The organism is Coleofasciculus sp. F4-SAH-05, assembly GCF_040222985.1.
Classification (GTDB): domain Bacteria; phylum Cyanobacteriota; class Cyanobacteriia; order Cyanobacteriales; family Coleofasciculaceae; genus Coleofasciculus; species Coleofasciculus chthonoplastes.
This window is the reverse complement of the sequence record NZ_JAVKBY010000055.1, coordinates 14426-41151: the sequence shown is the minus strand read 5'-3', so window position 1 is coordinate 41151 and position 26726 is coordinate 14426. Positions and strand designations below refer to the sequence as shown.

22 protein-coding genes and 2 pseudogenes are annotated in these 26726 nt (G+C 44.4%); 13 read left to right on the top strand and 11 right to left on the bottom strand.

What is annotated here, in order from left to right; genetic code table 11:
* Positions 1 to 273: 273 nt before the first annotated feature.
* The 6 genes and pseudogenes from RIG27_RS06220 to RIG27_RS06195 all read left to right on the top strand — a co-directional run.
* Positions 274 to 2064 carry an ABC transporter ATP-binding protein gene (locus RIG27_RS06220; RefSeq protein WP_446343418.1) on the top strand — a complete coding sequence of 597 codons (1791 nt, stop codon included), beginning with the start codon at positions 274 to 276 and terminating at the stop codon, positions 2062 to 2064.
* 376 nt (positions 2065 to 2440) lie between these two features.
* Positions 2441 to 3448 (top strand): glycosyltransferase family 2 protein, encoded by a 1008-nt coding sequence (locus tag RIG27_RS06215; protein ID WP_446343416.1) that lies wholly within the window; start codon positions 2441 to 2443, stop codon positions 3446 to 3448.
* A 46-nt stretch (positions 3449 to 3494) separates the two neighbouring features.
* The gene (locus RIG27_RS06210) at positions 3495 to 4253 is read left to right on the top strand and encodes a class I SAM-dependent methyltransferase (protein WP_446343414.1); all 759 of its coding nucleotides are present in this window, start codon (positions 3495 to 3497) and stop codon (positions 4251 to 4253) included.
* Positions 4254 to 4409: 156 nt separating this feature from the next.
* A complete protein-coding gene (locus RIG27_RS06205) occupies positions 4410 to 5117 on the top strand; it encodes a class I SAM-dependent methyltransferase (RefSeq protein WP_446343412.1) in 708 nt (235 codons plus the stop codon).
* A 121-nt stretch (positions 5118 to 5238) separates the two neighbouring features.
* Positions 5239 to 7107, top strand: a complete 1869-nt coding sequence (locus RIG27_RS06200; RefSeq protein ID WP_446343410.1) for a DUF6798 domain-containing protein — start codon at positions 5239 to 5241, stop codon at positions 7105 to 7107.
* A gap of 56 nt (positions 7108 to 7163) precedes the next feature.
* A pseudogene (locus RIG27_RS06195) lies at positions 7164 to 7442 on the top strand (ABC transporter ATP-binding protein); the annotation flags it as partial.
* Positions 7443 to 7459: 17 nt separating this feature from the next.
* Here RIG27_RS06195 and RIG27_RS06190 read toward each other — a convergent pair.
* On the bottom strand, positions 7460 to 10201 hold the full coding sequence (locus RIG27_RS06190) for a VIT domain-containing protein (protein WP_446343408.1): 2742 nt from the start codon (positions 10199 to 10201) through the stop codon (positions 7460 to 7462).
* A gap of 344 nt (positions 10202 to 10545) precedes the next feature.
* On the opposite strand from RIG27_RS06190, the gene RIG27_RS06185 reads away from it, so the two are divergent.
* Complete coding sequence (locus tag RIG27_RS06185; RefSeq protein ID WP_446343406.1) at positions 10546 to 11265, top strand: Rpn family recombination-promoting nuclease/putative transposase; 720 nt, start codon at positions 10546 to 10548, stop codon at positions 11263 to 11265.
* Between the two features lie 121 nt (positions 11266 to 11386).
* Here the strand turns inward: RIG27_RS06185 and RIG27_RS06180 are convergent, their stop codons facing one another.
* Positions 11387 to 11536 carry a hypothetical protein gene (locus RIG27_RS06180; protein ID WP_446343404.1) on the bottom strand — a complete coding sequence of 50 codons (150 nt, stop codon included), beginning with the start codon at positions 11534 to 11536 and terminating at the stop codon, positions 11387 to 11389.
* A 131-nt stretch (positions 11537 to 11667) separates the two neighbouring features.
* Between RIG27_RS06180 and RIG27_RS06175 the strand changes: the two genes are divergently transcribed.
* Positions 11668 to 12561 (top strand): helix-turn-helix transcriptional regulator, encoded by an 894-nt coding sequence (locus RIG27_RS06175; RefSeq protein ID WP_446343402.1) that lies wholly within the window; start codon positions 11668 to 11670, stop codon positions 12559 to 12561.
* Positions 12562 to 12603: 42 nt separating this feature from the next.
* Here the strand turns inward: RIG27_RS06175 and RIG27_RS06170 are convergent, their stop codons facing one another.
* The 4 genes from RIG27_RS06170 to RIG27_RS06155 form a co-directional block, all read right to left on the bottom strand.
* Positions 12604 to 12843, bottom strand: coding sequence for a helix-turn-helix transcriptional regulator (locus tag RIG27_RS06170; protein WP_446343400.1), 240 nt, complete (start codon positions 12841 to 12843; stop codon positions 12604 to 12606).
* Between the two features lie 23 nt (positions 12844 to 12866).
* Entirely contained in the window at positions 12867 to 13115 is a 249-nt protein-coding gene (locus RIG27_RS06165; RefSeq protein WP_446343398.1) for a helix-turn-helix transcriptional regulator, read from the bottom strand.
* Positions 13116 to 13279: 164 nt separating this feature from the next.
* Positions 13280 to 14161 (bottom strand): hypothetical protein, encoded by an 882-nt coding sequence (locus tag RIG27_RS06160; RefSeq protein WP_446343396.1) that lies wholly within the window; start codon positions 14159 to 14161, stop codon positions 13280 to 13282.
* Entirely contained in the window at positions 14161 to 14415 is a 255-nt protein-coding gene (locus tag RIG27_RS06155; RefSeq protein WP_446343394.1) for a helix-turn-helix domain-containing protein, read from the bottom strand. Before RIG27_RS06155 ends, RIG27_RS06160 begins: the two co-directional genes overlap by 1 nt.
* Before the next feature lie 104 nt (positions 14416 to 14519).
* Here RIG27_RS06155 and RIG27_RS06150 point away from each other — a divergent pair, with 104 nt between their 5' ends.
* Entirely contained in the window at positions 14520 to 15617 is a 1098-nt protein-coding gene (locus tag RIG27_RS06150) for a DNA methyltransferase (protein ID WP_446343392.1), read from the top strand.
* Positions 15618 to 15651: 34 nt separating this feature from the next.
* Here RIG27_RS06150 and RIG27_RS06145 read toward each other — a convergent pair whose 3' ends face one another.
* Together RIG27_RS06145 and RIG27_RS06140 are read right to left on the bottom strand one after the other, a co-directional pair.
* Complete coding sequence (locus RIG27_RS06145; protein ID WP_446343390.1) at positions 15652 to 16215, bottom strand: Uma2 family endonuclease; 564 nt, start codon at positions 16213 to 16215, stop codon at positions 15652 to 15654.
* A 143-nt stretch (positions 16216 to 16358) separates the two neighbouring features.
* A complete protein-coding gene (locus RIG27_RS06140; RefSeq protein WP_446343388.1) occupies positions 16359 to 17582 on the bottom strand; it encodes a peptidoglycan recognition protein family protein in 1224 nt (407 codons plus the stop codon).
* 151 nt (positions 17583 to 17733) lie between these two features.
* Here RIG27_RS06140 and RIG27_RS06135 point away from each other — a divergent pair, with 151 nt between their 5' ends.
* The 3 genes and pseudogenes from RIG27_RS06135 (at position 17734) to RIG27_RS06125 (ending at position 20610) form a co-directional block, all read left to right on the top strand.
* Entirely contained in the window at positions 17734 to 18594 is an 861-nt protein-coding gene (locus RIG27_RS06135) for an alpha/beta fold hydrolase (protein ID WP_446343386.1), read from the top strand.
* A gap of 231 nt (positions 18595 to 18825) precedes the next feature.
* Positions 18826 to 20001 carry a nuclear transport factor 2 family protein gene (locus RIG27_RS06130; RefSeq protein ID WP_446343384.1) on the top strand — a complete coding sequence of 392 codons (1176 nt, stop codon included), beginning with the start codon at positions 18826 to 18828 and terminating at the stop codon, positions 19999 to 20001.
* 126 nt (positions 20002 to 20127) lie between these two features.
* A pseudogene (locus RIG27_RS06125) lies at positions 20128 to 20610 on the top strand (DUF4079 domain-containing protein).
* 111 nt (positions 20611 to 20721) lie between these two features.
* Here RIG27_RS06125 and recD2 read toward each other — a convergent pair.
* Entirely contained in the window at positions 20722 to 23049 is a 2328-nt protein-coding gene (gene recD2, locus RIG27_RS06120; protein WP_446343382.1) for an SF1B family DNA helicase RecD2, read from the bottom strand.
* A gap of 166 nt (positions 23050 to 23215) precedes the next feature.
* Between recD2 and RIG27_RS06115 the strand changes: the two genes are divergently transcribed.
* Positions 23216 to 23881: an RNA-guided endonuclease InsQ/TnpB family protein gene (locus RIG27_RS06115; protein ID WP_446343380.1), complete on the top strand. Its 666-nt coding sequence runs from the start codon at positions 23216 to 23218 to the stop codon at positions 23879 to 23881.
* A 161-nt stretch (positions 23882 to 24042) separates the two neighbouring features.
* On the opposite strand, the gene RIG27_RS06110 is transcribed toward RIG27_RS06115, so the two are convergent.
* On the bottom strand, positions 24043 to 24609 hold the full coding sequence (locus RIG27_RS06110; protein WP_446343378.1) for a CHAT domain-containing protein: 567 nt from the start codon (positions 24607 to 24609) through the stop codon (positions 24043 to 24045).
* A complete protein-coding gene (locus RIG27_RS06105; RefSeq protein ID WP_446343376.1) occupies positions 24600 to 26636 on the bottom strand; it encodes an FAD-dependent oxidoreductase in 2037 nt (678 codons plus the stop codon). The genes RIG27_RS06110 and RIG27_RS06105 overlap by 10 nt, the downstream gene beginning before the upstream one ends.
* Positions 26637 to 26726: the final 90 nt, after the last annotated feature.

Genomic DNA, 26726 nt, shown 5'->3' with positions numbered 1-26726 from the left:
TCCACCACAGGAGGTGTTGGGGAACTCTGAGTCTGAGTCATTTCTGTTGACATAATCCAACTCCTCAATCTGTAATAGTCTGTCCTATTATTGTATAGCGTTTCTCATAACAGGTACTTATGTGTGGGCGCAAGGATGGTGCCCCTACATTTTGATTGATATACCTTAAACACTTAAGGAGTAGAAACTTCCCTGGTTCCAGGAAAGTCTTTGTAGAAACGATGAAAGCTGATAGCTTGAGACAGAGGAAAATTGCATTTGGGTGATTATACATTGAAAACCCGTTCTCATTACTGGCAACTGTTGCCTTATCTTCGCCCTCAAGGAGTCACCATTGGGCAAGCCTTAGCTTGTACTGTGGGATTTGTCGCCGTGTGGCCCCTCCTGGCTTGGCTAGCGGGGCGGATTGCGGCTTATGTGGGACAAGGAAATGTGGGCGCGATCGCACAAGTTGCCGGAATTGCTGCTTTAATTTTCTTGGGTCAGAAGCTGGCACAGTATGGGCAAGACACCCTAATGGCAAAGGCTGCCCTAGCTATTACTCTGGATTTGCGGAAAAATGTCTACGCCCACCTGCAAAGCCTGAGTCTTGATTACTTTGAAACGGCTAAAACCGGGGACTTATCCTATCGACTCACTGAGGATATTGACCGCATTGGCGAGGTGGTGAACAAGTTCTTTCACCAGTTTGTCCCCAGCGTCTTACAGTTGATTGCTGTCTTCGCTTATGTGGTTTACTTGAACTGGCAACTTACCCTGGGTATTGTACTCATTGCCCCGTTAATGGGTCTATTAATTGGCTGGTTTGGCGAACGGATGCGCCAGTTTTCTCGGCGTAGTCAAAATCGGGTGTCAGATTTATCGGCGTTGCTGATTGAAGTCTTGAGTGGGATTCGTTTAGTCCAAGCTTTTGCGGCTGAAGAGTACACATTAGAGCGATTTAGTCAAGAGGCAGAAAACAATCGTCAAGCCAAGTATGCGGCGGAACGGTTAAAGGCGATTCAGTTTCCGGTGGTGGGGTTTCTGGAGGCGATGTGCCTGTTATTGGTATTTTTACTCGGGGGATGGCAAATTGCCCAAGGTAACTTAACGGGGAGTGAATTTGTTAGCTATGGTGCGGCGGTTGCCATGCTTATTGATCCGATCGCGATCGTTACTAGCAACTATAACGAGTTTAAACAGGGGGAGGCATCGGTTGATCGCATCTTTGAACTGTTTGCCATTGTGCCAACGGTGATTGAAAAAGAGGGTGCGATGACTCTACCCCCGGTTACAGGTAAAGTGGAATATCGCCAAATTAGCTTTGCCTACACTCAATCCCCAGAGAACCCAAACGGAGACGTAGCAGGCAAAGACGCGCCATGGCACGTCTCTACAATTAAAACGCCTTGGGTGCTGAAAGACTTAAGTTTTCTTGCCCAGCCAGGAGACGCGATCGCACTCGTTGGCGCATCGGGTGCGGGTAAAACCACGTTAGTTAATTTACTCCCCCGTTTCTACGATCCGCAAGCCGGAGAAATCCTGATTGATGGGATCAATATCCGAGACGTTACCCTAAAAAGCCTGCGGCGACAGATAGGCATTGTTCCCCAGGAAACGACTCTATTTTCTGGTACAATTGCCCAGAATATTGCCTTTGGTCAAAAAGACTTTGACTTAGACGCTGTTCAAGACGCCGCCAAAATCGCCAATGCTCACCAATTTATTATCCAATTCTCCCAAGGGTATCACACCTGGGTGGGAGAACGGGGAATCAACCTATCTGGAGGACAACGACAACGCCTTGCGATCGCGCGGGCGGTTCTTCTAAATCCGAGTATTCTTATCTTAGATGAAGCCACCTCTGCCTTGGATTCAGAATCGGAAGCCTTAGTCCAAGAAGCATTAGAACGGATTATGAAAGAGCGCACCGTATTTATTATCGCGCATCGCTTAACTACTGTGCGCCGTGCTGACCGTATTTTAGTGATGGAACAGGGACAGATTATTGAATCGGGAACCCATGCAGAATTATTAGAGCGAGAGGGACGTTATGCGCGATTCTATGCACAACAATTTACTTAGTATAGATAGTCCAACATGCTACATAAGTACCTGGACATAAATGCTGGCAAGCTGCACTAATAAATGTTAAAAAGCCTCAAATCCTTACAAATCCAATGAATGACTAATGACGATCTCCACATCTAATATAGAGACAGCTCTATTTTTCATAATTTACATCATTACATCATGTTATCGCTTCAAATTTCTGTATTGTAGAAAACATTTTTTATTTTGACAAAAAACTTAATATAATTTCACTTGCAATATTTATATTCTTGGGTAAGACTATACCTAAATCTGACAAGCTCAACCAATCGAAGCAATAAAAATGAAAAGAAAACAGCTAGCATCCTAATCATTAGGATAACTTATTTGAATCAAGGAGGGGAATAAAATGCCTATACTTAATTCGCAAAACTTAAAGAATATAGAAGTCTCTATAGTTGTTCCTGTTCATAATGAGGAAGTCAACATTGACTATTTGTTTGAGCGTTTAGAGTCTGTACTACACAGCCTGAAATTAAAGTATGAGATTATTTGTGTTGATGACGGCAGTAAAGATAATACACTGGCGTGTTTGATCAAACATCATTATCAAAATTCTGCCATTAAGGTTGTTAGTCTATCGCGCAACTTTGGTAAAGAGATAGCTTTAACCGCAGGAATTGATTACGCGAATGGTGCTGCTGTGGTTCCCATTGACGCTGATCTACAAGATCCACCGGAGTTAATCCGAGAACTTGTTGCCAAGTGGCGTGAAGGTTATGATGTGGTTTATGCAACGCGGCGATCGCGCCAAGGGGAAAGCTGGTTAAAGCGCTTTACTGCTAATTCTTTTTACCGAGTCATTTGTCGCATGAGTCGTGTACCGATCCCTCGTAATACTGGAGACTTTCGATTACTGGATCGACGGGTTGTTGAGGTACTCAAGCAAATGCCAGAACGCACTCGTTTCATGAAAGGGCTGTTTGCCTGGGTTGGTTTTAAACAAATATCCATCTTCTATGATCGAGCGCCACGTTACAAGGGAAAGACGAAATGGAATTATTGGCGACTTTGGAATTTTGCCGTCGATGGGATTACATCTTTTAGCTTAGTTCCCTTAAAAATTTGGAGCTATATGGGAGTCATTTTATCCTTGTTTGCATTTTTCTATGCTGCTTTTCTCATTATTCGTACATTAATCTTGGGAATCGTCGTTCCCGGTTATGCTTCACTCATGGTAGTTAATCTTTTTCTCGGAGGTATACAACTCATTACGCTAGGTATAATTGGTGAGTATCTCGGTCGTGTCTATGAGGAAGTCAAACAACGCCCACTTTACTTAGTACGTAACCGTTATGGTTTCAACCTAAATCATCAAGTTTGTGAAAAAAGTGAATTTATTAGTCAAGAAGTATAGAGTAAAAAAAAATCACGAATTAAAGTAAATTAATTGTTTTTTTGTTATGGCTACGAACACTGAATTAGTCCAACTTCAGCAGACGCTTTATAACTCCAAAAACCCCACGCGGCGATGGTTGCACCGCAGACGTCGCGATCAGATCATTGATGCAATACAAAGATTTTCCTTAAAAGTGAAACAAAAGCGGGCACTCGAAGTCGGTCCAGGATCAGGTATCTATTTACCGATCTTAGCGGAACGGTTTGAGGAAGTAATAGCCAGTGATGTGGAAGAGGTTTATTTAAAACATGCAAGTTTACTCCAAAATATCCACCCTAATTTAAACCTTGTTACTGACGATATCACTAATAGCAAGCTGCCAGAAGCCAGTTTCGATTTGATCTTATGTACTGAAGTAATTGAACACATTGCTGATTCAGTCTCTGCCATAGCAGGAATGCACCGTCTACTTAAACCAGGTGGCATACTGGTACTGTCTACACCGCAGCGTTGGAGCCCTCTTGAATTAACGGCAAAGATTGCCTTTCTCCCTGGCATTATTAACCTAGTTAAGCTAATCTACAGGGAACCGATTCTCGAAACAGGTCACATTAACTTAATGACAGCTAAGCAGGTAACGCACCAGTTAGAGGGTGCTGGTTTTCACATTCATGAATCCTTCAAATCTGGAATGTACCTGCCGTTGATTGCCGAATTTACAGGAGCTTTTGGGTTACGCCTAGAGCGGTGGTTAGAGATTAAATTGACTAATAGCCCTCTTGATTGGTTGTTATGGACTCAGTATTACATAGCTGAAGCTTGATTTTTAAATTGAGCAATAAAACTCAAGGTTTATTGCCCAAAAATATCTTGATCACAAATAGAATAACGTAGTAACGATATCTCATTATTCAGTTAATTCTATAGCTTACACTCAATCCTAGAGTAACCTACGATGGAGCCTAAAATATACAAAAAAATGGCAGATCTCGAAGATTCGCACTGGTGGTTTGTGGCAAGGCGGAGAATTATTGACACGTTAATTACAAACCTTGTTTTACCAGACAATGCAGCGATTTTTGAAGCTGGCTGTGGTACTGGTGGTAATTTAGCGATGCTAGCTGGTCACGGTCAAGTGTACGCTATGGAGTTAGATGAAGCAGCACGTCATTTTGCCTGCGATCGCGGAGTGGGTAAGATCCTACCCGGACGCTTGCCAGATGACATTCCCTTTGGGGATCAAAGCTTCGACCTGATTGTATTGTTAGATGTTTTAGAGCATTTGGATAAAGATAAAGCTTCTTTACAAGCACTGTACTCGCGACTCAAGCCAGGTGGTTGGTTGTTCGTTACAGTACCCGCAAATCCTTGGATGTGGAGTCAGCATGACGAGAGTCACCACCATAAACGCAGATATGTACTACGGGGTTTACGCCATGTTGTTAGGAGTGCAGGTTACACTGTGCGTTATGTTAGTTACTTCAATACTCTGTTGTTCCCTTTGATTGCTGGAGTACGCATCCTTCAAAACGGGTTGGGTAGTGGACAAAAAGACAACTTAACCATGCCGTCGAAACAGGTTAACCAAGTGCTGACATTTTTATTTGCTAGTGAGCGTAATCTTATTGGTCGTGTCCCGCTGCCGTTTGGCGTGTCACTTCTGCTCTTAGCTCAGAAAGTTAAATAATCTACCGATAAGTTCTAAAATTAATCCAAAGGTGACTTGTTCACAGATCTCCGTGCTACAGCAACAAATAGCTTGAAACTCAAAATAAAAAAACACCAATGTAATAAAGAGAGGTGCAGTTATGAAGCTTAAATTTCCCCCAAATATAGATTCATCTTTGATGCCTCTACTTCAGGGTTTTTTACTGGCTGTTTTTGTTATCAGTGCAGTAATACTTGCCTACGGCTACCACTTTCCACATGGTAATCACACTGTGGAGACTCCTCCGATCCTGTCCCTGCTGGATTCCAGCTTGTATCCAAAGGACTACTTTGTCCAGGAAATGGTCAAATTTACGCCGAGAACCTACTATAATTACCTGATATATTTACTTGCCAGTATAGGAATCGGAGTTCCACTTTCATATTTTATGATCTATGTAGTTGCCCTAGCTTCATTTATTTTTGGGCTGCAAGCCATTGCCAGGAATTTCTGCAAATCTAGAATATCAGTAGTGCTTCTGTCCTTCTGGGGGTTTACCGTTATTGCTGGTGATATTGGTGGCAATGCATTGTTTAGAAATTATCCTATTCCCTCAATTTATGCAGTGGGAATAGCCATTTGGGGAATTTATTTTAGTCTCCGCCGTACTTGGACAATTGCCTATAGCTTTTTTGGCATCGCTTGTCTCCTTCAGTTTTTGGTTGGATTACTGCCAGCGCTTCTAGTCAGTCCACTTCTAATAATAGATACTTGGCGGACTCGTCAGTGGCTTCGCACCATCTTAGCGTTTTCCTTTTTTGCTGTTGGAGCTGGTTTAGTCTATATCCCGATGCTCATACAGGGTACAACGAGTACAGATCTGCTAACTAACCGAGAATTTGTCGAACTCTACGGTTTTATCCGTATTCCCCATCATATTATTCCTTCAGCTTGGTCTAAAAGCGAGTGGATTCAATTGATTCTCTTCTATGGGGCTGGAATCATCTGTTTGCACAAAACGCGCTCTCTACGTCCCATTCACAGGTTTGGTTTGACAGTAGTCGTTGGGATAATGTTTTTAAGTTTATTGGTCAATTTTATTTTTGTTGAAATTTTTCCTATCGCTACAGTCGCAAAGTTACAGTTTACTCGGATGACGCCTTTTGCCCAACTGGCTATCCTCATTGGTCTAACTATCTTATTTGACGAACATTTCAAGCAACGCAACTGGGCTATTTGTCTTTCCCTAGCTGTGATTCCTGTATCTCATCACCCAGGTTTGTTGTTACTTTTATTTGCTATGGGATTAGGGGCTTTTGAAAAACTTTCGCCACACCTTCGGTCAAAATCAGATCTATGGCTTGCAGCTATACTAGTGGTAGGACTGTATCCATTGCCACTATACTATGATTTTGAGGCTTGGGTTTCGACACTAATTCAAGGTCCTGTGCTTTTTGGTATCTTACTCATCCCCCATCTGCTAACCCAGTGGATTCATAAAGAACGCACTAAAATTACTGTTGCCTTTACTTTAGCATTAGTTATGACAGGTACGCTATTACTTGGTATCAGTGACCTTCTTCCCAATCGCCTAAATAGATATGTTCAAGGAAGAGTAGCTATCAACAGGGTAGGAAATGATGAAGTCAGTCAACTCGCACTGCGCTTTCGCGAACTCAGTCCAAAGGATGCACTAGTTCTTGTTCCTCCATCCGTTCACAAGTTTCATTGGTTATCGCAGCGATCTATAGTTGTTAACTTCAGGAACTTCCCTTTCACTGATAGCGGAATTCTAGAGTGGAAAACCCGCATGGAAGCTGTTCTCGGTGTACCGATTCAGCAACTCCACGGTTGGTCTTCGCCGTTAGATCAGCTCTATAGTTCTCAAGACTCTTCAGCTTTAGTAGATGTTGCTCAACGCTATAATGCCAGATACATTCTCAGTCGAAAAGATTGGCATTCTGATTTGCCCGGTGAGGTAGTGGATAATGAAGGAAAATGGGTAATTTGGAGGATTCATACTGAATAAAATGGTTCTTCCGAACTTATTATGCTAAGTGCGATCGGTTTTTTGTGGGGAGATGAGCGATCGCGCGGGCGGTTCTCCTGAATCCCAGTATTCTTATCTTAGATGAAGCCACCTCTGCCTTAGATTCAGAATCAGAAGCCTTAGTCCAAGAAGCATTAGAACGGATTATGAAAGAGCGTACCGTCTTTATCATCGCGCATCGCCTCACCACCGTGCGCCGCGCTGACCGAATTTTGGTGATGGAACAGGGACAGATTATCGAATCAGGAACCCATGCAGAATTGTTAGAACGAGAGGGACGTTATGCGCGATTCTATGCTCAACAGTTCACTTAGCTATGAATAAGAGCGATTCACGGTTTAATCCTTATCACTAGGCGAACTTGATTAACAACCGCTTGAGGGAGGTAGCAAGTTAGAAGCGATCGCCGAATCGCCTCTGTTACGTCTTGATCGTTTACAGATGAGGCTTCCTGGTCAAGAATTAGCTGTCGCACACGACCTTGGCTAATGTAGAACTCGAAGACGAGATTTCCCTTGACACTTGGGGATAACGGGATCGATTGTAGATGTTGAGTCAAATCAGCGATCGCTTTTTTATTCAATCCTTTTGCGCTGATAATTTGTAGGCGATTATCTTTTGACTCAGCTTTGGTGACATCAGCTTCAATGTCTGGAGTTTTCGATGGCGCTGGTGCTGACTCAGGAATAAGAGTGTACTCAGCATCATCTTCCCCCATCATATTGGGACTGATCAGGGTGATATCAAACTCGTCAGGTGGTTCTGAAGGAATCACCTCAAACTCATAGGTCGCTTCTACTTCTAAATCTCCAAAAATTCCCTGATAGCTAATCCCTTCCGGCATTTCCACAGGGACTTGTACGGAGACAGAACGATCATTGGGATTAACGCGCACCTCATCGCTGACGGCAATAAAGGCGGTATATTGGCACAAAAGTTGATAAGTTAAAGCCGTATCAGTGACAGTCTCTACGCCAACTTTTGTCTCTCCTTTCACCATTTGATTCATCAAGTCTTTAATCCGGTTACGACCCCACAGTTGGGCAATCGCAGGATTTCCCGTATCTTCAAAGTTAAGCTCAAAACTCTGCTGGTACTGCTGTCCCCCGGCAATCGTTCCTGTTATTTCTAGCCGTCCAGGTAGAGCATCTTTTTGGCGTCCAAATAGGACTAACGGCTGTTCAGCAAATAAATCAGGTGGAGTCGCCGGATAAATGATAGGAGGTTCACCCTCGCCTTGCCAGTACAGGTGAATATTCGTCAGCACTGGATTATTAATTTGCCCAAAGAACTGTTCAGCGAGTTCTTCAGTCGGCTCATCGTAGCGGACAATCCGGGAAATTCCCCGTCCAATTTCAGCAATTCGATTCAACAGAAAACGATTAACCGAACTTCCTGCACCAAAACTGTGTAGGCGATTCCCTAATTTTAAATGGCGTTGGACTTCTGCCAGAATTTTGTTTTCGTTGCCAATATAACCGTCAGTTAACAGTACAATACTCCGCAATCGTCCCGGATCAACCTCTGGGAAGTTTAGCACCGCCTGAATTCCCCGCATCAGTTGAGTTCCGCCACTGGCGTTTAACTGATTAATATAATTCATGGCGCTGTTGCGATTTGGCACCGTATTTGCCAAGGGAACGGGTGAAAGTTGGCGAGTAGTATCTGAGAAATCGATAATTGTGAAGGTATCGTGGGGATTGAGCTCCTGGATAAAGCGGCGCATTAATTCCTGACATTTGTTTAAAGGTTCACCGCTTTGGGAACCCGATGTGTCAATCAGAAATACTACATCTTTGGGGACGAATTGATTGGGGTTATATTCAATCGCTGGAATCAAATAAACCGCAAAATGTCCGCCGTGATCGTCGGTTTGAGAGAGGACTGTAGTTTGCGTGCGATCGCCTGCGACTTGATAGCGTAAAATTAGGTCTTTATTGGGAATTGTGTCTCGTTGAGATAGCGTGACTCGCATCCGCTGGTCTTGGCGTTCAATTTGAATCTGGTGTGAGGGAGAATGCACCTCTTTAATCTCAACCCCCGCCTCAATATCTACAGTCACATTAATATCATGTCCAGAACGAGTTCCAGGGGGTATAATTGGCGCATTTAAGCGAGACGCATCTGGCACTAAATCGGTGTCTTTATTCAGTGTCATCGGTGCAGGTGCTGAACCCCCACCTGTGGTATTCTCATCAATCGTGGTTCCGGGAATATAACGAGGTCCTACCACCATGGGGAAAACAAACTCGTAATTTCCCCCAACAAATTTTAGGCTATCGGTGTAGCGAATCGTCACATCAATTTGCTCACCGGGTTGGATGTTAGCCAGGGATTGAGTAAAAATGTTAGCCCGTTCCTGTTCTAGCAATCCGGCGGTGCGTCCTTGCTTTTTGGCTTGTTCGTAAATGGCTACCGCTTCTTGGCGTTTTTTAATGTTACCTTTAATTGTGCGATCGCCGATGCGAATCTCCATATTATCAACAGCGGCTTCATCCGGTAATGGGAAGATATAGGTGGCTTCTAGGGGAGTGGAAAAAGGATTCTCAAAGGTTTGTGTTACCTCCACCCGCGAGATATTTCCCGTCACCTTAGCTTGTACGTCGGTATGCTTCAGGGGAAAGACTAACGGGTTTCCTTTTTCAGATTGAACGTATAAACCACCTAATTTTGGTGATGGGGATGGAACGGTCGATTTAGCCTTTTTGGTCTTATATTTCACTCCACCTCGTTCTTCTTTCTTAACTATGTAGTATTTCGCACTAACTTGAGAACCGAAGAGGATTTCGTCCTCATCGTCAAGGTCGTGAGATTGAACTTTATGACCGTTAATTACAAGTCCTTTGGCGCTGAGTTTACCTTTGAGATTACCATCGACAATACGGTAGTATAAACTGCCGTCCTCCCGTTCTCGCCGTACTAAGGTAGCGTGTTGGCGAGACACAAATTGTGAGAACAGACGAATATCCACATCCGGATTTCTGCCTATGGAATAAACGGGTTCCTCCAAGGTATAGAGTCTGCGTCCCTTATCGTCTTCAATAATCAACAAATGGGCGGATGGATTTAGCATGATGGTTCTCCTTTTTTCGGTAAGCCCCGACACCCGCCAAGAACTCAAGTTCTTGGCTAAAAGCTTAAGTCCATTAAAATGGACTACACTTCTTATCTAGTAAACTCGATTCTGACTTGAACTTGGGTGCGTTGGGTTTCAATTCAAAGTGGTTTAACAGTTTTGTCTGTATATCCTCAGCATAAGGGCGGTTTTGAGGGGAAAGTGTTCAGTCTTTGACTCACCCTTTGACTCAGTAATTGACTCAGTAGAGGTTGTGGTATCGTATCTCTACCCGATGGGGCTGATACCAAATCCGGGTTAGCCACCCCCTTTATAATCTAGTCCGCGCAGGCGGACTTTGTTTGTGTAGCAGCGATTTCAATCGCCTTGATGTAAAATCGACTTACTTTGTCGAAGTTCAATTTCAAAAAGACGAGCAACTCTACCGACGCTTATTTGCAGAAGTATTTCTGTTTTTGAACCAAAATCCTCAGATTGTCGATTGGCGAGCCGTTGCCCTTTATCCAACGCGAAGTCAAGAGCCGACTGACACTCAACCTTATCGCGTTCTACTCAATAGCCCTCAGGTACAACGCATTTATCTTGATGAATTGGGGGACATACAGGAGTTATCGGTAGAGGTTGGATTGGTGCGGCTCATTGTTGAACCTGAAGAACAGGCAGTAGCACAAGCGAAGCAGTTGCTCGCACGGGTACAGCAAACAGAGCCAGTGAGCTTGTCGCAAGAAGCGATAATAGAGTTAATTGAAACGATTGTGGTTTATAAATTTCCGCAATTGAGTCGGCAGGAGATTGCAGCAATGTTTGGATTGAGTGAATTGAGGCAGACACGAGTCTATCAGGAAGCGCTGGAGGAAGGAAGGCAGCGAGAGGGAGTCGCGCTGGTTCTCCGTCAGCTCAATCGTCGAGTTGGGGTAATGAGTCCAGAACTCCAAGCAAAAGTTGAAGCGCTATCGCTGGAGCAAGTGGAGGCATTGGCAGAGGCGTTGTTGGATTTTTCTGGAGTGGAGGAGTTGGTGAGTTGGTTGGATAGGCAGGGTGAGCATCCTCCAGTGGCTTGATAAAATTTAGCCCGGAGTTTAAACTCCGGGCTAATAGCTTAAGTCCACTGAAGTGGACTGGAAATTTTACCGAGTTCTATGCAAGAGGACTTTTGCTACTTGCAGTGGGAGTTTGAGCAGACTAATCGTCAGCTTGATCATTTTGACCTTTCATCAATAAGTACATAGTCACTGCTGCGATAGCCGTTGCTAAGAGTAATGGCGACTGTGAAAGTGTTGTAAAAATCACAATCAGTTCCAGGATTATTTTTAGCTCATCAAGCATTTCCATGAATTCATCCGTGTAAATTTTCTATTTGGATTATGCTCATTACGCAGATACGCACGGCAATGGGTATCCATTAGCGAATATCTACACACGGATGAAGCGGGCGTTATAATAGCTGCTATATCTTTACTACTATGAATCGTAATCAGTTCGACGAAGCTCTAAAAAAATTGGACAGCGCACCTGTTACAAAAAAGGTGTTGCGTCTAGTATTGGCTAGTGATACCAATGCTGAGATTGCTCAGTCTAGAGGTAAATCGGAAGGAACTATCCGTAAGCAAGTCTCAAATCTTTATGAAAGATTTGGTATTGCCAGACAGTTCACCGATGATCCTAACTTCCAGCGACGTGAGTTAAAAACTCTTTTCGAGAAGTACAAACCTGAATGGTTATCAGAGAAGGCGATCGCTAAACCTAACCAAGAATCAGTAGAAACCTACGCGGGTTCAGGGAAGAATTTAATGTCATTAGCTACCAGTATGCTGGAGCAACTTAGTTTTGACGAAAAGTTTAAGAAAAATATAACCTCTTCATATACTGGGTATCGACTCAAGAACCCTGGAGCAAGAGCTAAAAAATATCTACTTGTTTTAGCCCAACGAAAAGAGGGTCTATGTATTTCTGTATCCAAAGATGTTTTAGAGCCACATATATTGTGTCTAAAATATTATGAAGATGCAGCTCCTGATATTATCTTAGGTAAATTTTGGATTATACCTAGTAAAGAAGATATATTCTTGGCATCAATGCAAACACACTATCCCACCCTTTTAGATGGTGAAGTTACAGGTTCGTTTACACTAAATGAAGGAGCTTTTCTTTTTCATCATAATATTGATATCGACAACAGCATTGATTTTATTGAATCTCCTGAAGAATTTGAGGTCAATAGTTTAGGGAGCCACAATTGCTATCTTGTCATTAACGAGGATCAACTCTTTCCTGACACTTTACAAGTGTGTATTACCTCTAGAGAAATTCTAGAAGAGTTTATTCGTTACTTTGGAGAAAATTTAATGGAGAACTAGTAAGATTTTTTGGAATGTAATCACTAACTATTCACTATTTAATTACTCTCTCGGCGGTGCCAAATCATCAGGTAAATCTTCGATAGTCCAGCATAATACTCGACAGAGTGCTTTTACCTGCGGCAGAGTTAACGTAGCTTCCTTGTACCGTCCTGTCTCCCAGTTGCTAACTGTCTGCACAGACACATCGACAGCCATAGCAACATCCCTTTGAGTTAGACCAAACTCATCTCTACGCTGCTTCAGGGGAGACTCTTGCTCTTGCCGTTGTTCTTCTGTCATGTTCACACAAACTATCAGATGTTTTAATCACCATAACCGTCAGGAACACCAGTGACATCTATACCTAAAGCACTACAGACAGTCTGAATTGAAACTCCTAGCTCACGAGCCAAAGCAACTGCCCGATCCACTCGTGGCAGTTTGACCCCATTTTCCCAGTCGTAAATCTGGCGCTCAGAAACTCCCATACGGTTTCCAAGTTCAGCTCGGGTAAGTCCCGCAGCTTCTCTGAATAGTCTTAATTGAGATTTCCCTTCGTTTGAATCAGTCATAGCGGAACTAAAATATTCGTCCTTTGTAAGGGTTAGATTTCAAGCAATCTATGTCTGAAGAGATGATTGCTGAACTTGTTTCAACATCTTGATTTTTATAAAATGCGATCGCAGTACCATGGTGGGCATGATAATAAAATCCACGTTACTAAATCGATAGATATTTAGATTGATGGATAAATTAATTGTTGCAAAACGCTGGAATCGCGCGACTTTATTGCATTGATCCATGACTGGATTGAACGTCCAGTATGTATTGAGTTTAAAATATTAGTTTTAAAAGTTTCCAAACTCGGCAAACTAATTCTATCAACCTTAGCAAAATTGGTATCAAGACGGTAGGGAAAACTGCCAGTCAGTTGACGGATACGTTTTTGATAATCTGGATCAGGACGATATTGCTGTGCCTGATGTCCCCAGTCTTGAACTAAGAGCATCGCTTGGTTGAATTGCTCCACTGTTCCTTGAAATTTATAGCCATGGCAGTTTGTTTGTTGAAGATTGCGAGTACGTAAACGGGTATCTTCTGGTTCCATGACTACATAGGAGAGGGGATTATGATAATGATTGTCACGGGTTTTAGCAATCTCAATAGCATCTCCTACCCAAATGTCAACAATTTTGGGTTGACCAGCGAGAATATATTCCAGCATCCAGCAGACTATCACGACTTTTACTTGATTGGCTGAAAAGTGAGTTTGGCTATCCCGAAATCGAGCTGTTATTTCAGTGGATAATGGGAACCAAGTCTTAATCTCAATCCCAGGTTGTATATCGGGTATACCATTGAGAATTAGATCAGGAAAACCAGGATCTTGTCGTATCCACTGATAATTCTCTTCCCAGGTTCCTGCCTCATTCAAGTGTCGGGTGATAGCATATTCTAAGAGATTGCCAATGATCGGTGATAGTTTACTAACAATTTTGGATAGCTCTATAGCTCCCTGAATATCCCTAGGTCTTGAGACGGTAAGAACATCTATGGTATGCCCTCTCAAGCTGAGTAAATTAGCTGTAGCAATTTCCAGAGCTTCCTGATAACGCATTACCGCTCTATTTCCTGTAACCTGATTTCAAGATTTTGAATAAAGTCACTCAAAGAAATTCCAATAGCTTGACAAAATGCACGGAGTTCCAAAATATCTATACGTCTTTCACCCCGTTCACATTTACTTACAAATGACTGAGTTTGCTGGAGGCATTGGGCAATTTCGACTTGTGTCAATCCTGCGGCTTTCCTAGCTGAGCGGAGGTGACTCAGAAATAAGGCGTATTCTTTTGTACAAATCGACTTTTCCATCTAAGTTGACCTCCCCACTTAATGATATAGTCGATTTTAGAATAGTCCAAAATCGACTATTAACAGGGGTGTTATGGTGAAACTTGAGCAAAGGACAACGAATTGTGACTGATATAGGGTATGGTACAGACAACTCAGGACAGCTTAATCATCGGTGCAATAAGCCATCAGAACTCACTTCCCCAACCTCTACCACCGTTATCGATTCGGTACAACTTGAACAGGCTGATGTGTTAACCCGTTATTGGGCTTGGCAAGCGCCAACAGTTATCATCTCAGATGGTGCTTATGGATTAGGACTTTTCCCCGGTGATCCACCAACACCAACGGATTTAGCCGATTGGTATGCACCTCACATTAAAGCTTGGTCGCGCTATTCTTTACCAGAGACAACATTGTGGTTTTGGTGTAGTGAAATTGGCTGGGCTACTGTTCATCCCATTTTGGTCAAGGAAGGTTGGCAATACCGTTCGGTAAATGTTTGGGATAAAGGTGTTGCCCATATTGCGGGTAATGTGAATAGTAAAACAATACGGCGTTTTCCGATTGTGACTGAAGTGTGCGTCCATTATGTGCGAGAGGTGCAACTTCAGACGGGTGATGGTTATCAATTACCGATGCAGCAATGGCTACGTCATGAGTGGCTTCGGACTGGGCTTCCTTTGAGTAAAACGAACGAAGCGTGTGGAGTCAAAAACGCGGCGACTCGTAAATATTTTACCAAAGATCATTTATGGTATTTTCCTCCACCTGATATGATGGAACGGATTGTCACTTATGCTAATCGCTATGGTAAACCGACCCAAATTCCTTACTTTTCAATTGAGGGTCAATCACCAGTGACAGCGAAAAAATGGTCAAAAATGCGAGCGAAATGGCATCATATTCACGGGATTACTAATGTTTGGTCAGAACCTGCAGTTCGAGGTAAGGAACGCCTGAAAAATCGGCAGTCAAAATGTCTTCATGGAAACCAGAAACCTTTACGTCTAATTGAACTAATTATTCTGGCGACTAGCGATTCTGGCGATGTGGTGTGGGAACCGTTTGGCGGAATGTGTTCAGCTGCCGTAGTGTCGTTACGAAAGGATCGGCGGTGCTACAGTGCAGAAATTCATCCTGATTACTATCAACTGGCGAAAGCACGGCTGGAGAAAGAGTACGAGCAAATTAATTCATTTCTGTTTCCGGAATTTCTCTAAGACTGGTAAGCGATAGTTTCTCTTATTGCTCACATCACTCTAGAAGCCAATTAAACAACTCTACCACAGTCAGATTAAAGTCTTTAGCAAATTCTGGAACGGGTAAACGTGCTTTTGGTTGATCAAAAACATCCGTTGGTCGATCTGAACGATAAACAAAGACTGACTGCTCCTCTGGATCAATGAGCCATCCCATCTTGCTATCGTACTTCAAACAATGCAGAATATTCTTGGTAACTTTGGTCTGGCTTTGGTCAGGCGAGAGAATTTCAATCGTCCAATCCGGCGCGATCGCAAAAACATTCGCTACCCTACCATTCTCCTGTCGGGGAATCCTCTCCCAAGTAAACACAGCAATATCCGGCACAATTGAACGTCCGCCAAATGTACACCGAAGTTCAGAAAACGCCCGGGCAATCCGCTTTGATCTGAGGGCGGCGTTAATGGCGGGGGCTAACTCAGTTTGAATGGCGCTATGTTCTCCTTGAGGCATCGGCTTTTGGATAATTTTCCCGTCAATATACTCGCTCGCAGGTTCTGTTTCTGGCTGTTCGAGAAACTCCTCCAATGTCAGGATTTTAGTCGGTGTTTGTACCATTAAGTATCAAGCCCATAACGATTAAGGGCGGGTTTTGTTGAACAGTTATCGGCGGGGTAAGCGCATTTTAGTCCCTAAACCCGCCCCTACAATTGATAGACGTGCCATGATATGTCTCTACACGATTTAATCTGTCTATTACCTTATGCTAAATTCAGAACGGGCCACGTCACCGCCCCCACAATCCCATCCGCCGTCATCCCCTTTGAGCGCTGAAACGCAATAACCGCAGCTTTAGTCTTGGCACCATAAATCCCATCAGCAGGACCAGGATCAAAGCCTTTTTGCTGCAAAAGCTCTTGGGCTTGCTTCACTTCTGGACCCACGGAACCTTCCTGGAGGGGTAAAAAAGGGTCTGACGGTTGATTGCGCCATTTTTGGGAAAACTCCACCAATGTCGCCTGAGGCAGTTGTGCTTGTAACCACTGAATAGCTTGGGTTTGGTGAGGCAGTTCCCGATAATACTTATAGGTATCGAGGAGTTGAACTTGGGTGAAAGGGGTTTGTGAACCCAACGGTGTACTTCCCCCCGGTGTTGTATCCGGTGCTGTCGGAGTACCGCTATCAGTATCAGTCGGTGGCTCTGGAGATTTAGAGACTCGTTCTAATACCTTCCACGTTGCTGGTCCAACTAAGCCATCGGCATCTAACCCGTGAAACTTTTGAAAGGAAATCACTGCATCTTCAGTCCCTTCACCAAAAATACCATCAATCGGACCCGCCTTAAAGCCTTGGGCGTTGAGAATTTGCTGGAGTTCCTTCACTCTTGGTCCAGTGTCCCCTTCCCGCAACACTTCAATGAAAGAGGTTCCGAGTCGCTGACGCACGTCTTGGCGCAAGCGAGGTAATTGATTGTATAGCCAATCCCCAGGACATTGAGTGGGTGAAAAGTCCCGATGTCCGCGAATATTGTCGGGACTAATCTTAGTGGTTGAGCAAATCGAGGCGCACAATTCAACCAGACTATCCCACTGTTTGGCATTCATTTGATAGGTGGTAAACGTCCCTTCATTTTCAATACCGGGTGATTCATTCCCTTTATTACTACCCGCATGGGATGAACGGATACTGCGCCCTCGTTTAATTGCATTCAGACTTCCATGTCTGCCTTCTAGCAAATATCCGCCCGTCGTGTTCAAAAAATTGTGACCCGAATCAATCCAGCCAAAGCCATCTACATGGGCAGTTTGAATGCTGCGGGTGAAGGTTTTGGCTCCTGTCAATGTGCCTCTCGATACATCATTAGGGGGGTTAGGAGTTGCCGTATGATGAATGATAATATATTGCGGTCGCGTTTCTCCTGCCCACTGTCTTGGGGGTCTGGCGTCCCATTCCTTGGTAGAAATAACACTAGCCGTAAATGCCATACCGATTGTCTCCCTCCATTCAATGTGACTTACCCATCGCGGTCTGTTCCTTCATTCGTTCTGATTCTACCTAATTCCTGTTCAGTAGAATGCGTCATCTTTTGTTGATATTTGCTATTCTACATTCGGGTTTACTACCACCGAACGCAAAATGACACCGACACGGAACACTGTATCCTTACCTGAAATCCAACTGTCTTATCTAGAGTGGAATCAAGGTTCTGAACCCTTGCTACTGCTCCATGGTTTAGCGGATCAGGCTTTAGTGTGGTCGAGTTTAGCCGAGTATCTGACTGAGAGCTATCATATCATCGCTCCCGATATGCGGGGTCATGGGGAAAGTAGTAAGCCTGAAGACGATTATACCTTTGCCAGTGCGATCGCGGACTTGGAAGCCCTGATGGATCACTTGGGATGGTCATCAGCCCATATTATCGGGCATTCCTGGACAGGAAAATTAGCCCCAATTTGGGCAAAACAGCATCCAGAACGGTTCCGCAGCATGATTTTGGTTGATCCGATTTTTATCTGGAAAATGCCTAGTCTGCTCAAGGTTACATTCCCTTTGTTATACCGGGTTTTACCGTTTCTTAAAGGAATGGGTCCGTTTGAGAGTTATGAAGACGCTGAACAGAAAGTGCGTCAGTTAAGTCAATATCAAGATTGGACGCCATTACAGCAGCAAGTTTTTCAAGCCAGTATCGAACAGAAACCGGATGGTTCTTGGGGGAGTAAGTTTACCGTTGCTGCCCGTGATGGTACGTTTGAAGATGTGATGCTCGTCGCCGGATTAACGGTTCCGATTCATATCCCCACCCTGTTTGTGCAACCGGAAAAAGGGGTGAATCGCCAAGACTGGCAACTGAAACCCTATAAAACCTATTTGAAAAATTTACAAGTTTGTCAGGTTCCTGGTAATCATTGGCCCTTTTTAGTCGCGCCAGCAGAATTTAACCGAACGGTAGAAGCGTTTTTAGAGCAACATAGAGAAGCTACCGCTGAACCCGGATGATCTTCATAGGTTTAATTGATTGACAAGCTTAAGCTGTCATGCATTTAAATTGGGTATTAGTAGCGAGCAAGATGCAAAGCCTGCGGCATGGCTTCGCTTAACGCATTACAACAATTTTGCCATTATTGACATTAAGAAGGTTTAAATGCCGAACAGCTTAACCCGGTCTACCCATCATAACCTGCGCTCTCATTCACGATACATTCTTAATGAGAGTCACAAACTGCCAACATGACAAAACCTGCTCACTTGATGATTAAATCCCTGTATCAAGCAATCAACCGCAGGGATATTTCCGCCGCTATAGACTGCATCGATGATGAGTGCGTCTATGAGGATCTTAACTTTCCCCAACCCTTTCGCGGGAAAGCCGCCGTTCAGCAGCTTTTTGAAGAATCCTTTCGAGGTGTACCCGATGACTTACTCTTTATTATTGATGATATTACAACCGCAGATTCATCTTCCACGGGTGTCCTTTGGCATGTTGAACTGGATGGTATTCCCTTTCCCAATGGACGAGGAGTTAGCTTTTATCGCTTGTCTGAAACCACGGGTAAGTTAATTTTCGCCCGTGATGTGGTTGAACCGCCAATTAAACCCGGTAAAGTTGCATTCTGGATTATTCGGTTGGTTACTCCTCTGGTACGACGATTACTTAAACGCCAGCCAGAAACCAGTGCTACGGCTAAATCAGAACAACCTCAGCCATGGGTTGCGATCGCGTTGGCACTGGTGGCTATACTCTATACTTATGTCCTCTTGCTTTCTCCACCCAATCAGCTTGTTCCTGGAGAACCAATTTGGGCAATTCAACCCGAAACCTTACAGGAAATTCTGGATGAGTCGCTCAATTTCTTCTTGATCTTACCGATTCTCAATGGGGTGGGTATTCATGTCATAGAATCCCCGACGGTTCACCCTACCCTAGAAGCACTTTTCAACTTTGCCGAAGCCTGGATATTTATGTTCCTACCCTTACTGTTAATGGATAAAAGGGGACGCCATTTACCTAAGGTTTTAATGTGGAGTGTAGCAATGTTCCTGACGAATGTTATTCTTACGCCTTATATGGCGCTGCGTTATACCGTTCCCCCTCCTCAAGAAAAGGATGAACCTGAACAAGGCTGGTTAGCTCGTCTTTTCGGATGGATAGGGCTGATTGTGGGTACTCTAGCTATTGTATGGGGTTTTGTGGGAAGACCGGAGTTTGGAGATTTAGCACAGAGGGCGCACTATTTTAGAGAACTGCTAATGAGTAACCGTGTAACTATCGCATTTTGTGTTGATTTGGTGCTGTTTTCCATTTTCCAGGGTGTACTGTTAACCGCCATCATTCCCTCTAATAAAAAAGGGCGCTGGCTGCGATATGTTCCCTTCTGGGGATTGGCGGTTTGGCTGATTATCTGATTAGTGATTTGTCATTTGTCCTTTGTCATTTGTCCTTTGTCCCAGGTTTTATGCCAATCATTTAACTTGCTTAAAGCACAAAACGTGTCAAAATAGATAGATGTAACGAAAGATGAATTTAAACCGATGGGAGAACAACTGAGTCAAGTCCTAGAACCTATCGCGGCGTGGTTTCGCACGTTAGGCGTTCCTGAACCGATTGTTCACTGGGGACATCCTGTCATGATGGGAATCGTGATATTTGTTCTCGGTAGTTTTGTCGCGTATATGGGATGGCGTAGTCGGTTGACGAAGGATGGGGAAGTGGCGGCGAAAAGTCGTGCATCTCACCGTCAGCTTGCACCGTTAATGTACCTGTTTATTGCGTTGGGATATACCGGAGGCGTTCTTTCCCTGGTGATGTAGCATAAACCTATCTTTGAAAGTCCGCATTTTTGGACAGGTTCTTCTGCCGTCATTTTGTTAGGAATTAACGCGGTGATGACGTTTGGTTTTGGGGGTGAAAAGAAGGAATCGTTTCGTACTGCTCATGCTTATTTGGGTAGTACAATCATGATCCTGCTCGTTGTTCATGTTGTCCTTGGTCTAAAACTGGGTTTTTCAATTTAAAACCTTAATGTCAACAACTGCAAAATCGTTGTAATGCGTTAAGCGAAGCCATGCCGCAGGCTTTGCATCTTGCTCGCTACCCATGTCAACAACTCAATGGTGCAACTACAGTTAATGACGATCGCCTTCCATAATAGTCCTAATTGCCAAATCCAGCAGTTCAATCGCTTCATTTTCATAATGATAGGTTTTAAACTTTTGTCCAGGTTCTATCACTTCTGGACGCTTGGAGGGGCGGCGATTATAGCGAGATTGATAAAGCTGGAGCGCCAACGATCCAATCGAAGTCTTTTGCCCTTTGGTAGCATCAATGTTGAGTTCACGGAGTCGCATCGCCACGCTAACAAATCGTTGATTTGGCGATGCTGGAGACTGGGTAGTTCTCACCTGATTCAGTGCATCCATTAAGCTTTGATCAGATTCAGATAGGAGTAAAGGCAACTGAGTATATCGACGCATTGGTCTATCAATACTAACAGCATACCTTAACGTTCCTGGTCTACCCACCGCGATAAATCCACCGTAGCTGGTACGAGTCATTGTAGTGTAGAGAAGCTGACGAGAAAGCATCCGGTGGTTTGAAGGTGACAGAGGCATAATCACATACTGGAATTCACTACCTTGAGCCTTATGGCAAGTTAGGCAAAACGAATGCATAATCTGCTCAAAAATGCCGGGTACATAATCAACAACCGCGCCGCCTTCAAATGCAACCTTAACCCGTTCTGGCTTGGACTTGGTATCAACCTCAATCACCCAACCCCCCTCGCCATTCATCACCGCCGGGATTGTATCATATCTATTCTTCAATTGAATCACGCGATCGCCAACTCGATACACCACGTCTCCAGTTTTGACTTCTGGCTGTTCTGGTTGTTTCGGGTTAAACAGAGGCTGCAATCGTTGATTTAAAGCGTGAACTCCAACTACCCCTTTCTTTTGAGGAGCAAGAACCATCACCTGATTTTTTAAGTCAACCTGATCACGCTGCATCTGTGCCACTAGCTCAACAATGGTATCGGCAATTTCTTCAGGGGTGTGGCGACAGAGTATGGCACAATCAGAAACCTGTTGCCATTGTTGAGGCGAGTAAAACTTTTCCAAATCAGGAACCACGCCACGAATGACATCTTCTGCTGCATAGATAATCGGACTTTCTTGCCGTTGGCGGTAAATCTTTTTCAGGCGAGAACAGGGTACAACTTCAGATATCAGTAAGTCGCGCAGCACCATTCCCGCGCCTACACTAGGGAGCTGATTATGATCCCCAACCAACACGATTCTCGTATGGGGTTCTAAGGCTTTTAAGAGAGAATTAAACAGGAAAATATCGACCATACTAAATTCGTCGATAATTAACCAGTCAATCGGCAAGGGGTTATCCTGATTAAACTCAAACTTTTGACCATACCCTCGCCACTGAAGTAGACGATGAATTGTTTGAGCATCTAACCCGGTGGCGTTCTTCATTCTTGTCGCCGCCTTGCCGGTAGGTGCCGCTAAAGCTACATTGAATCTACACTCCGTTAGCCAATCGATCAAATACTTCAAAATATGCGTTTTCCCTCGCCCAGCCCCCCCCGTAATAATGCTAATTGGTTGGGCATAAGACTTTAACAGTGCCTGTCGCTGTTCTAGATCAAGCACCCCAGACTCCCGCCATGCTTCTGCGTCTCGTTCTTGTAACCAATACTCTAACCGCTCGATAGGCAGTTTCTTGCGAGAGGAAAAATACAGAATCAATTGGGCAACATTAACCTCCGCCCGATAAATTGGTTTTAAATAGAGCGACTCTGATAACCGTCCCTCCACTACAATTTTTTTGGTGAGCGCATTCTCTAATACCTGATTAAGTAACTGGGAATTTGGTGTATGTCCGGGACAACTCAATAACCCTAGGGCTGCTTCGATAAGTTCGGAGCTGGGGAGGAAACAATGCCCCTGATTTCTGGCATCTTGTAAAGTTTGAATGATCCCTTGCTCATAGCGCAGAGGACTATCAGGAGGCATCCCCAACTTTAGCGCTAAACTGTCAGCTATCTTAAATCCAATGCCGTCAAGATGATCAATAATCTGATAAGGGTTGGTGTTGAGGACAGAGGCTGTACGCTGATCATAGTAGTCCGTCAGTTTTAGGGTTAACCCCAAAGATATTCCCATCCCCAGCAACCAAGCTTGAGTCCCTCGGACTGGGTTGCTCTTGCTTTTCTCCCAAGCTGAGAGGATGGCATCAATCCGATATTGGGATAACCCAGGAATTAGTTTGAGTCGTTGGGGTGAGAACTCCAGAACCTCAAGGGTATCCGAGCCAAAATATGCCGCTAGCAAAGCGGCTGTCTTCTTGCCAATGCCATGAAATATGCCACTGGCAAGATACTGTTCGATTTCTGCTTGCTCTAGCCTGGGCAAGTGATCGTTGTTGTCTGTCGGGAAAGCCATCTTGAAATGTCGGTAAGGGGACTCCCGTTATAGGTAAGGGGGACGCATCGCAGCCGTAGGCAAGTACCCCCGAACCCTTAACGGGAGAGGAATTACCGACCAACACTTGACTGAGCGAAGCGAATCCGCTAAAGTAACGGGCATATAGCGGAACCCGATTATGTGGTTGACTCAAACAGTTAGACTCAAGCTCAGCAAATCTCAAAAAGAGATATTGGCAAATCTGTGTCATTTGTCCAAAAACTTGTTTAATGTTGGATTGTATATGATTCGTCAATATTTCTTTCAAGAAGGAAAATACTTGAGCTATGAATCTAACTATCATTTTTGTAAAGAGAATGAAAATTATCAACTCTTGGCAACCGATTGTGGTCAACAGACATTGAAATATGTAGATAGATGCTTTAAGGCATTTTTTAAGTTGCTCTCGATCAAAAAAGAAGGGGTGTATCAAGAAAAGATTAATTTGCCTAGATATTTGCCAAAAGATGGTTTCTTCCCTTTGATTATTCCGATTAGAAAGCGTCATAATTTTGCTAAAGATGAATGGAGGTTTAAGATTCCAACATCTCGCAAATATGCTAGAGAAAATGGCTCTATCTACATCACAATTCCTGATAATATTAGAGAGTATCGAATCAAGGAAATCCGAATATTGCCAAAACAAAAAGGTAAGTTTTTGGATGCTGCATTTGTTTACGAATTGAACGATGAACAGATAACTGTTAGCGAGAAACAAGCAATTTCTATTGACTTGGGACTCAATAATTTGGCTACGAGCTTAACGGTGGGAGTCGTCAATGACATGATTGATTGCTCCCTGAACAGGTGAACAAGAAATCCCAAATTGTATAGCCTATCCGTTATTGTACAATGCAGGTGCAACAGGTCAGGCTCTATTAGTCGGATTAACTTGGCAGCACTAAAAATGGGAATAAGCGAAACTATAATAAAGTAATTCTTAAACAGTTATTCCGTGTCAATAATTTGATATCACACCACAGAAAGAAAGACCAGTGGAACCCTTGTAGGGGCGACCCGCTTGCATAAAGAAACAATTCCAGTCCACTCAATGGGGTCGGGTCGCCCATGACTAGCACCCCGATATAAAGGCTGCGGTTTTCGTGGTTCAAGCATTGGGCTGGTTCCTAGTGACAATTCAGTTCTTGTAGGTTGGGTTTCGCGATCGCGAAACCCAAGATGATTCAGATTCGTTGTCACACTGGCGGGTAAACCTCCAGGTGCGATAAGCTGCAATCCCCGTTTTCCGCCAATCGCGGAGAAGTCTTGGGTAATTAACGCAATTTGTGCTTGTCGTAGGGCTTCGGCTTTGATGATGGTGTTAGTATTTAACGTGGTATAAAAGGTATTCATCAACGCTTGCGTCCCACCATCATCAACAGACCACAAAGACGCGATCGCACACCATCTCTCTACCCCGCTTAACCTTGAGCAACAGGGGTTTACAGGCTGTCGGCTAAAGGCACAAAAAGCCACTAAAGTGGCTACTACAAACAGGCTACTACAAACAGCGCGATCGCACGTTTCCTTTAACGCCAATCCTCCCAATCTTGATTAAAAATCGACGTATCCGGAAACGCCGTCGGATTATTATTCCCCTCTAACCGCCGCCGCAACACCTGCAACTGCGGATCATGGGGCGGAAGTCCATCCACCAATTCAAACGGCGCAATCCCCTTCTCCAACGCAAACGCCGCCGTCGTTCCCGCCCCTGCACCTACTGACCATTCAAAGGAATGCACCCGATACGCCGCCGCCGCAATATGACTCGTAGCAATACTTTTCCCCGCCACTAACAGATTATCAATCTTTTGCGGAATCATCGCCCGCAGGGGAATTTGAAACGGATAGGCTTGACCCGCCCCTTGACGTTCCCCCTCTCGTTCCGTATTTCCTGGCGCTTCTGGGGGAGAGAAACTCATGCAGGGGTGAAAATCGATCGCGTAATGTCCAATTCCCATAGAATCGGGATAAATCGTCGAACGAGTGCGTCGATTTACCTCATCCGGTGATACCTCACCCTGAATCACCGAAATCGCTTCTCGTCCTGCTAAAGCTGTCCATAATTGGCGATACATTTTGGGGGATAAAGTTTGACGGTAATAATCCTCCCGGTAATTGCGGCGAGACATATCAATTTCCCAAATTGTAAACCCCTCTGGATACCCATAAGCAGGGCGTCCGATAATTCGCCGTCCTTCCCGCATATAAGGATACTTAGATAACCCATGTACCGTTCCCATGGGAGACTTCTTACCCGATAAATAGCGGTAACTAGGATGGGGTTCCTTCACTCCATCACCCAGTTGGGAATCCGTCGTTCCTGCGACTAACCAATAGAAATACCCCAGGGAGAGTTCCTCCGCCTTGCGTAAACTCTCGGTTCGCAAACCACCCATCCAGCCTCCCGGCGCTAACTGTCCCGTCGCTTGTAATTGGTCACGGGTATAGACTAAGTTATCCACCTCAGTACCCGGACGATAATCATTCCCCCAAGTCCAGTTTTGCATCGAGATATCCCCAACGGTAGGTGCGGTAAACGAAATTCCGCCAAATTTCTCCGGTTCACCTTTTTTAGGACTCCAGATTCGCCGATAGGTAAACACTAAGTCAAAGTCGGCTAATCGGGGTAATTCATAACTGTAATAAGGTTCATATTGGGGATAAAAGGGCGGCATTTCATGGTCTTGAGATTCCTTGGTGGCTTCCATCGCAAAGGTGTAGGTAAACCCCTGAGTGCAATAAGGATTCCCGGTGACACTGGAAGATGAGGGTTCCAGATGAGAACGGGGGTCAATTCCTAAGCGGTAAGGGACATCCGCTAAGCCAATTAGTTCTCCCGTTTCTGTGGCTTCCACAACGTACCAATCTGGGGCATTTCCCGGTGATGGGTTGGGAGGAACGAAACGGATAATCGTTTTGTCAAAGCGGGGGGAATCTGTGTACTGATACCAATCTTCAATGGTTTGGGAAAGGGGAAACGTATTTAAGGGGAGTGCATCCAAGGCTGGTTGATGTTGAATTGCGATCGCACTTTTAATCAAGTTCCCGGTAGGATTATAGTCGAGTTCCTTAATTACCGTGGAGGGAAACCACTTCAGTGTCCCTTTCCCCCGTTTGGCTGCATCCCGCAACATATCCAAGAGGATATCGTGGGCGTCGCGGGGAATGAAACAGGATTCACTCACCCAACAATCCCCCGGATTCAGTTCCCTATATTTGCGTCTAATCCGTTCCCGCAATTCCAAATAACCGCGAGAATAGAAAAGGCGCGATCGCTGAGTCGGGCGTTCATCCAGTGCAGAGGTACCCTGGGACGAAATCTGTCCTCCTACCCAGTCGGTAATCTCCGTCAAGCAAACCGTTCGTCCCGCGAGTAACCCTTCATAGGCTGTCGCCGCACCCGCTAATCCACCGCCAACCACCAAGATTTCACAGGTGACAGTATCATCGGGAGTGCCATCGGAAACGCTACGGGATACTGGGACAAAGGATAATAGCGAAATCAGGCTAAACGAGAAGCAAACAAGAGATTTTCCGGCAGATACACGTCGAGAAGGCTTCATAAGAGTTAAAATGCAGTGCGTATCAGATGTTACGACAGATGCCTTGACGTTGCCATCACCCGATAAGTTCATCCCCGCGATCGCATCCTT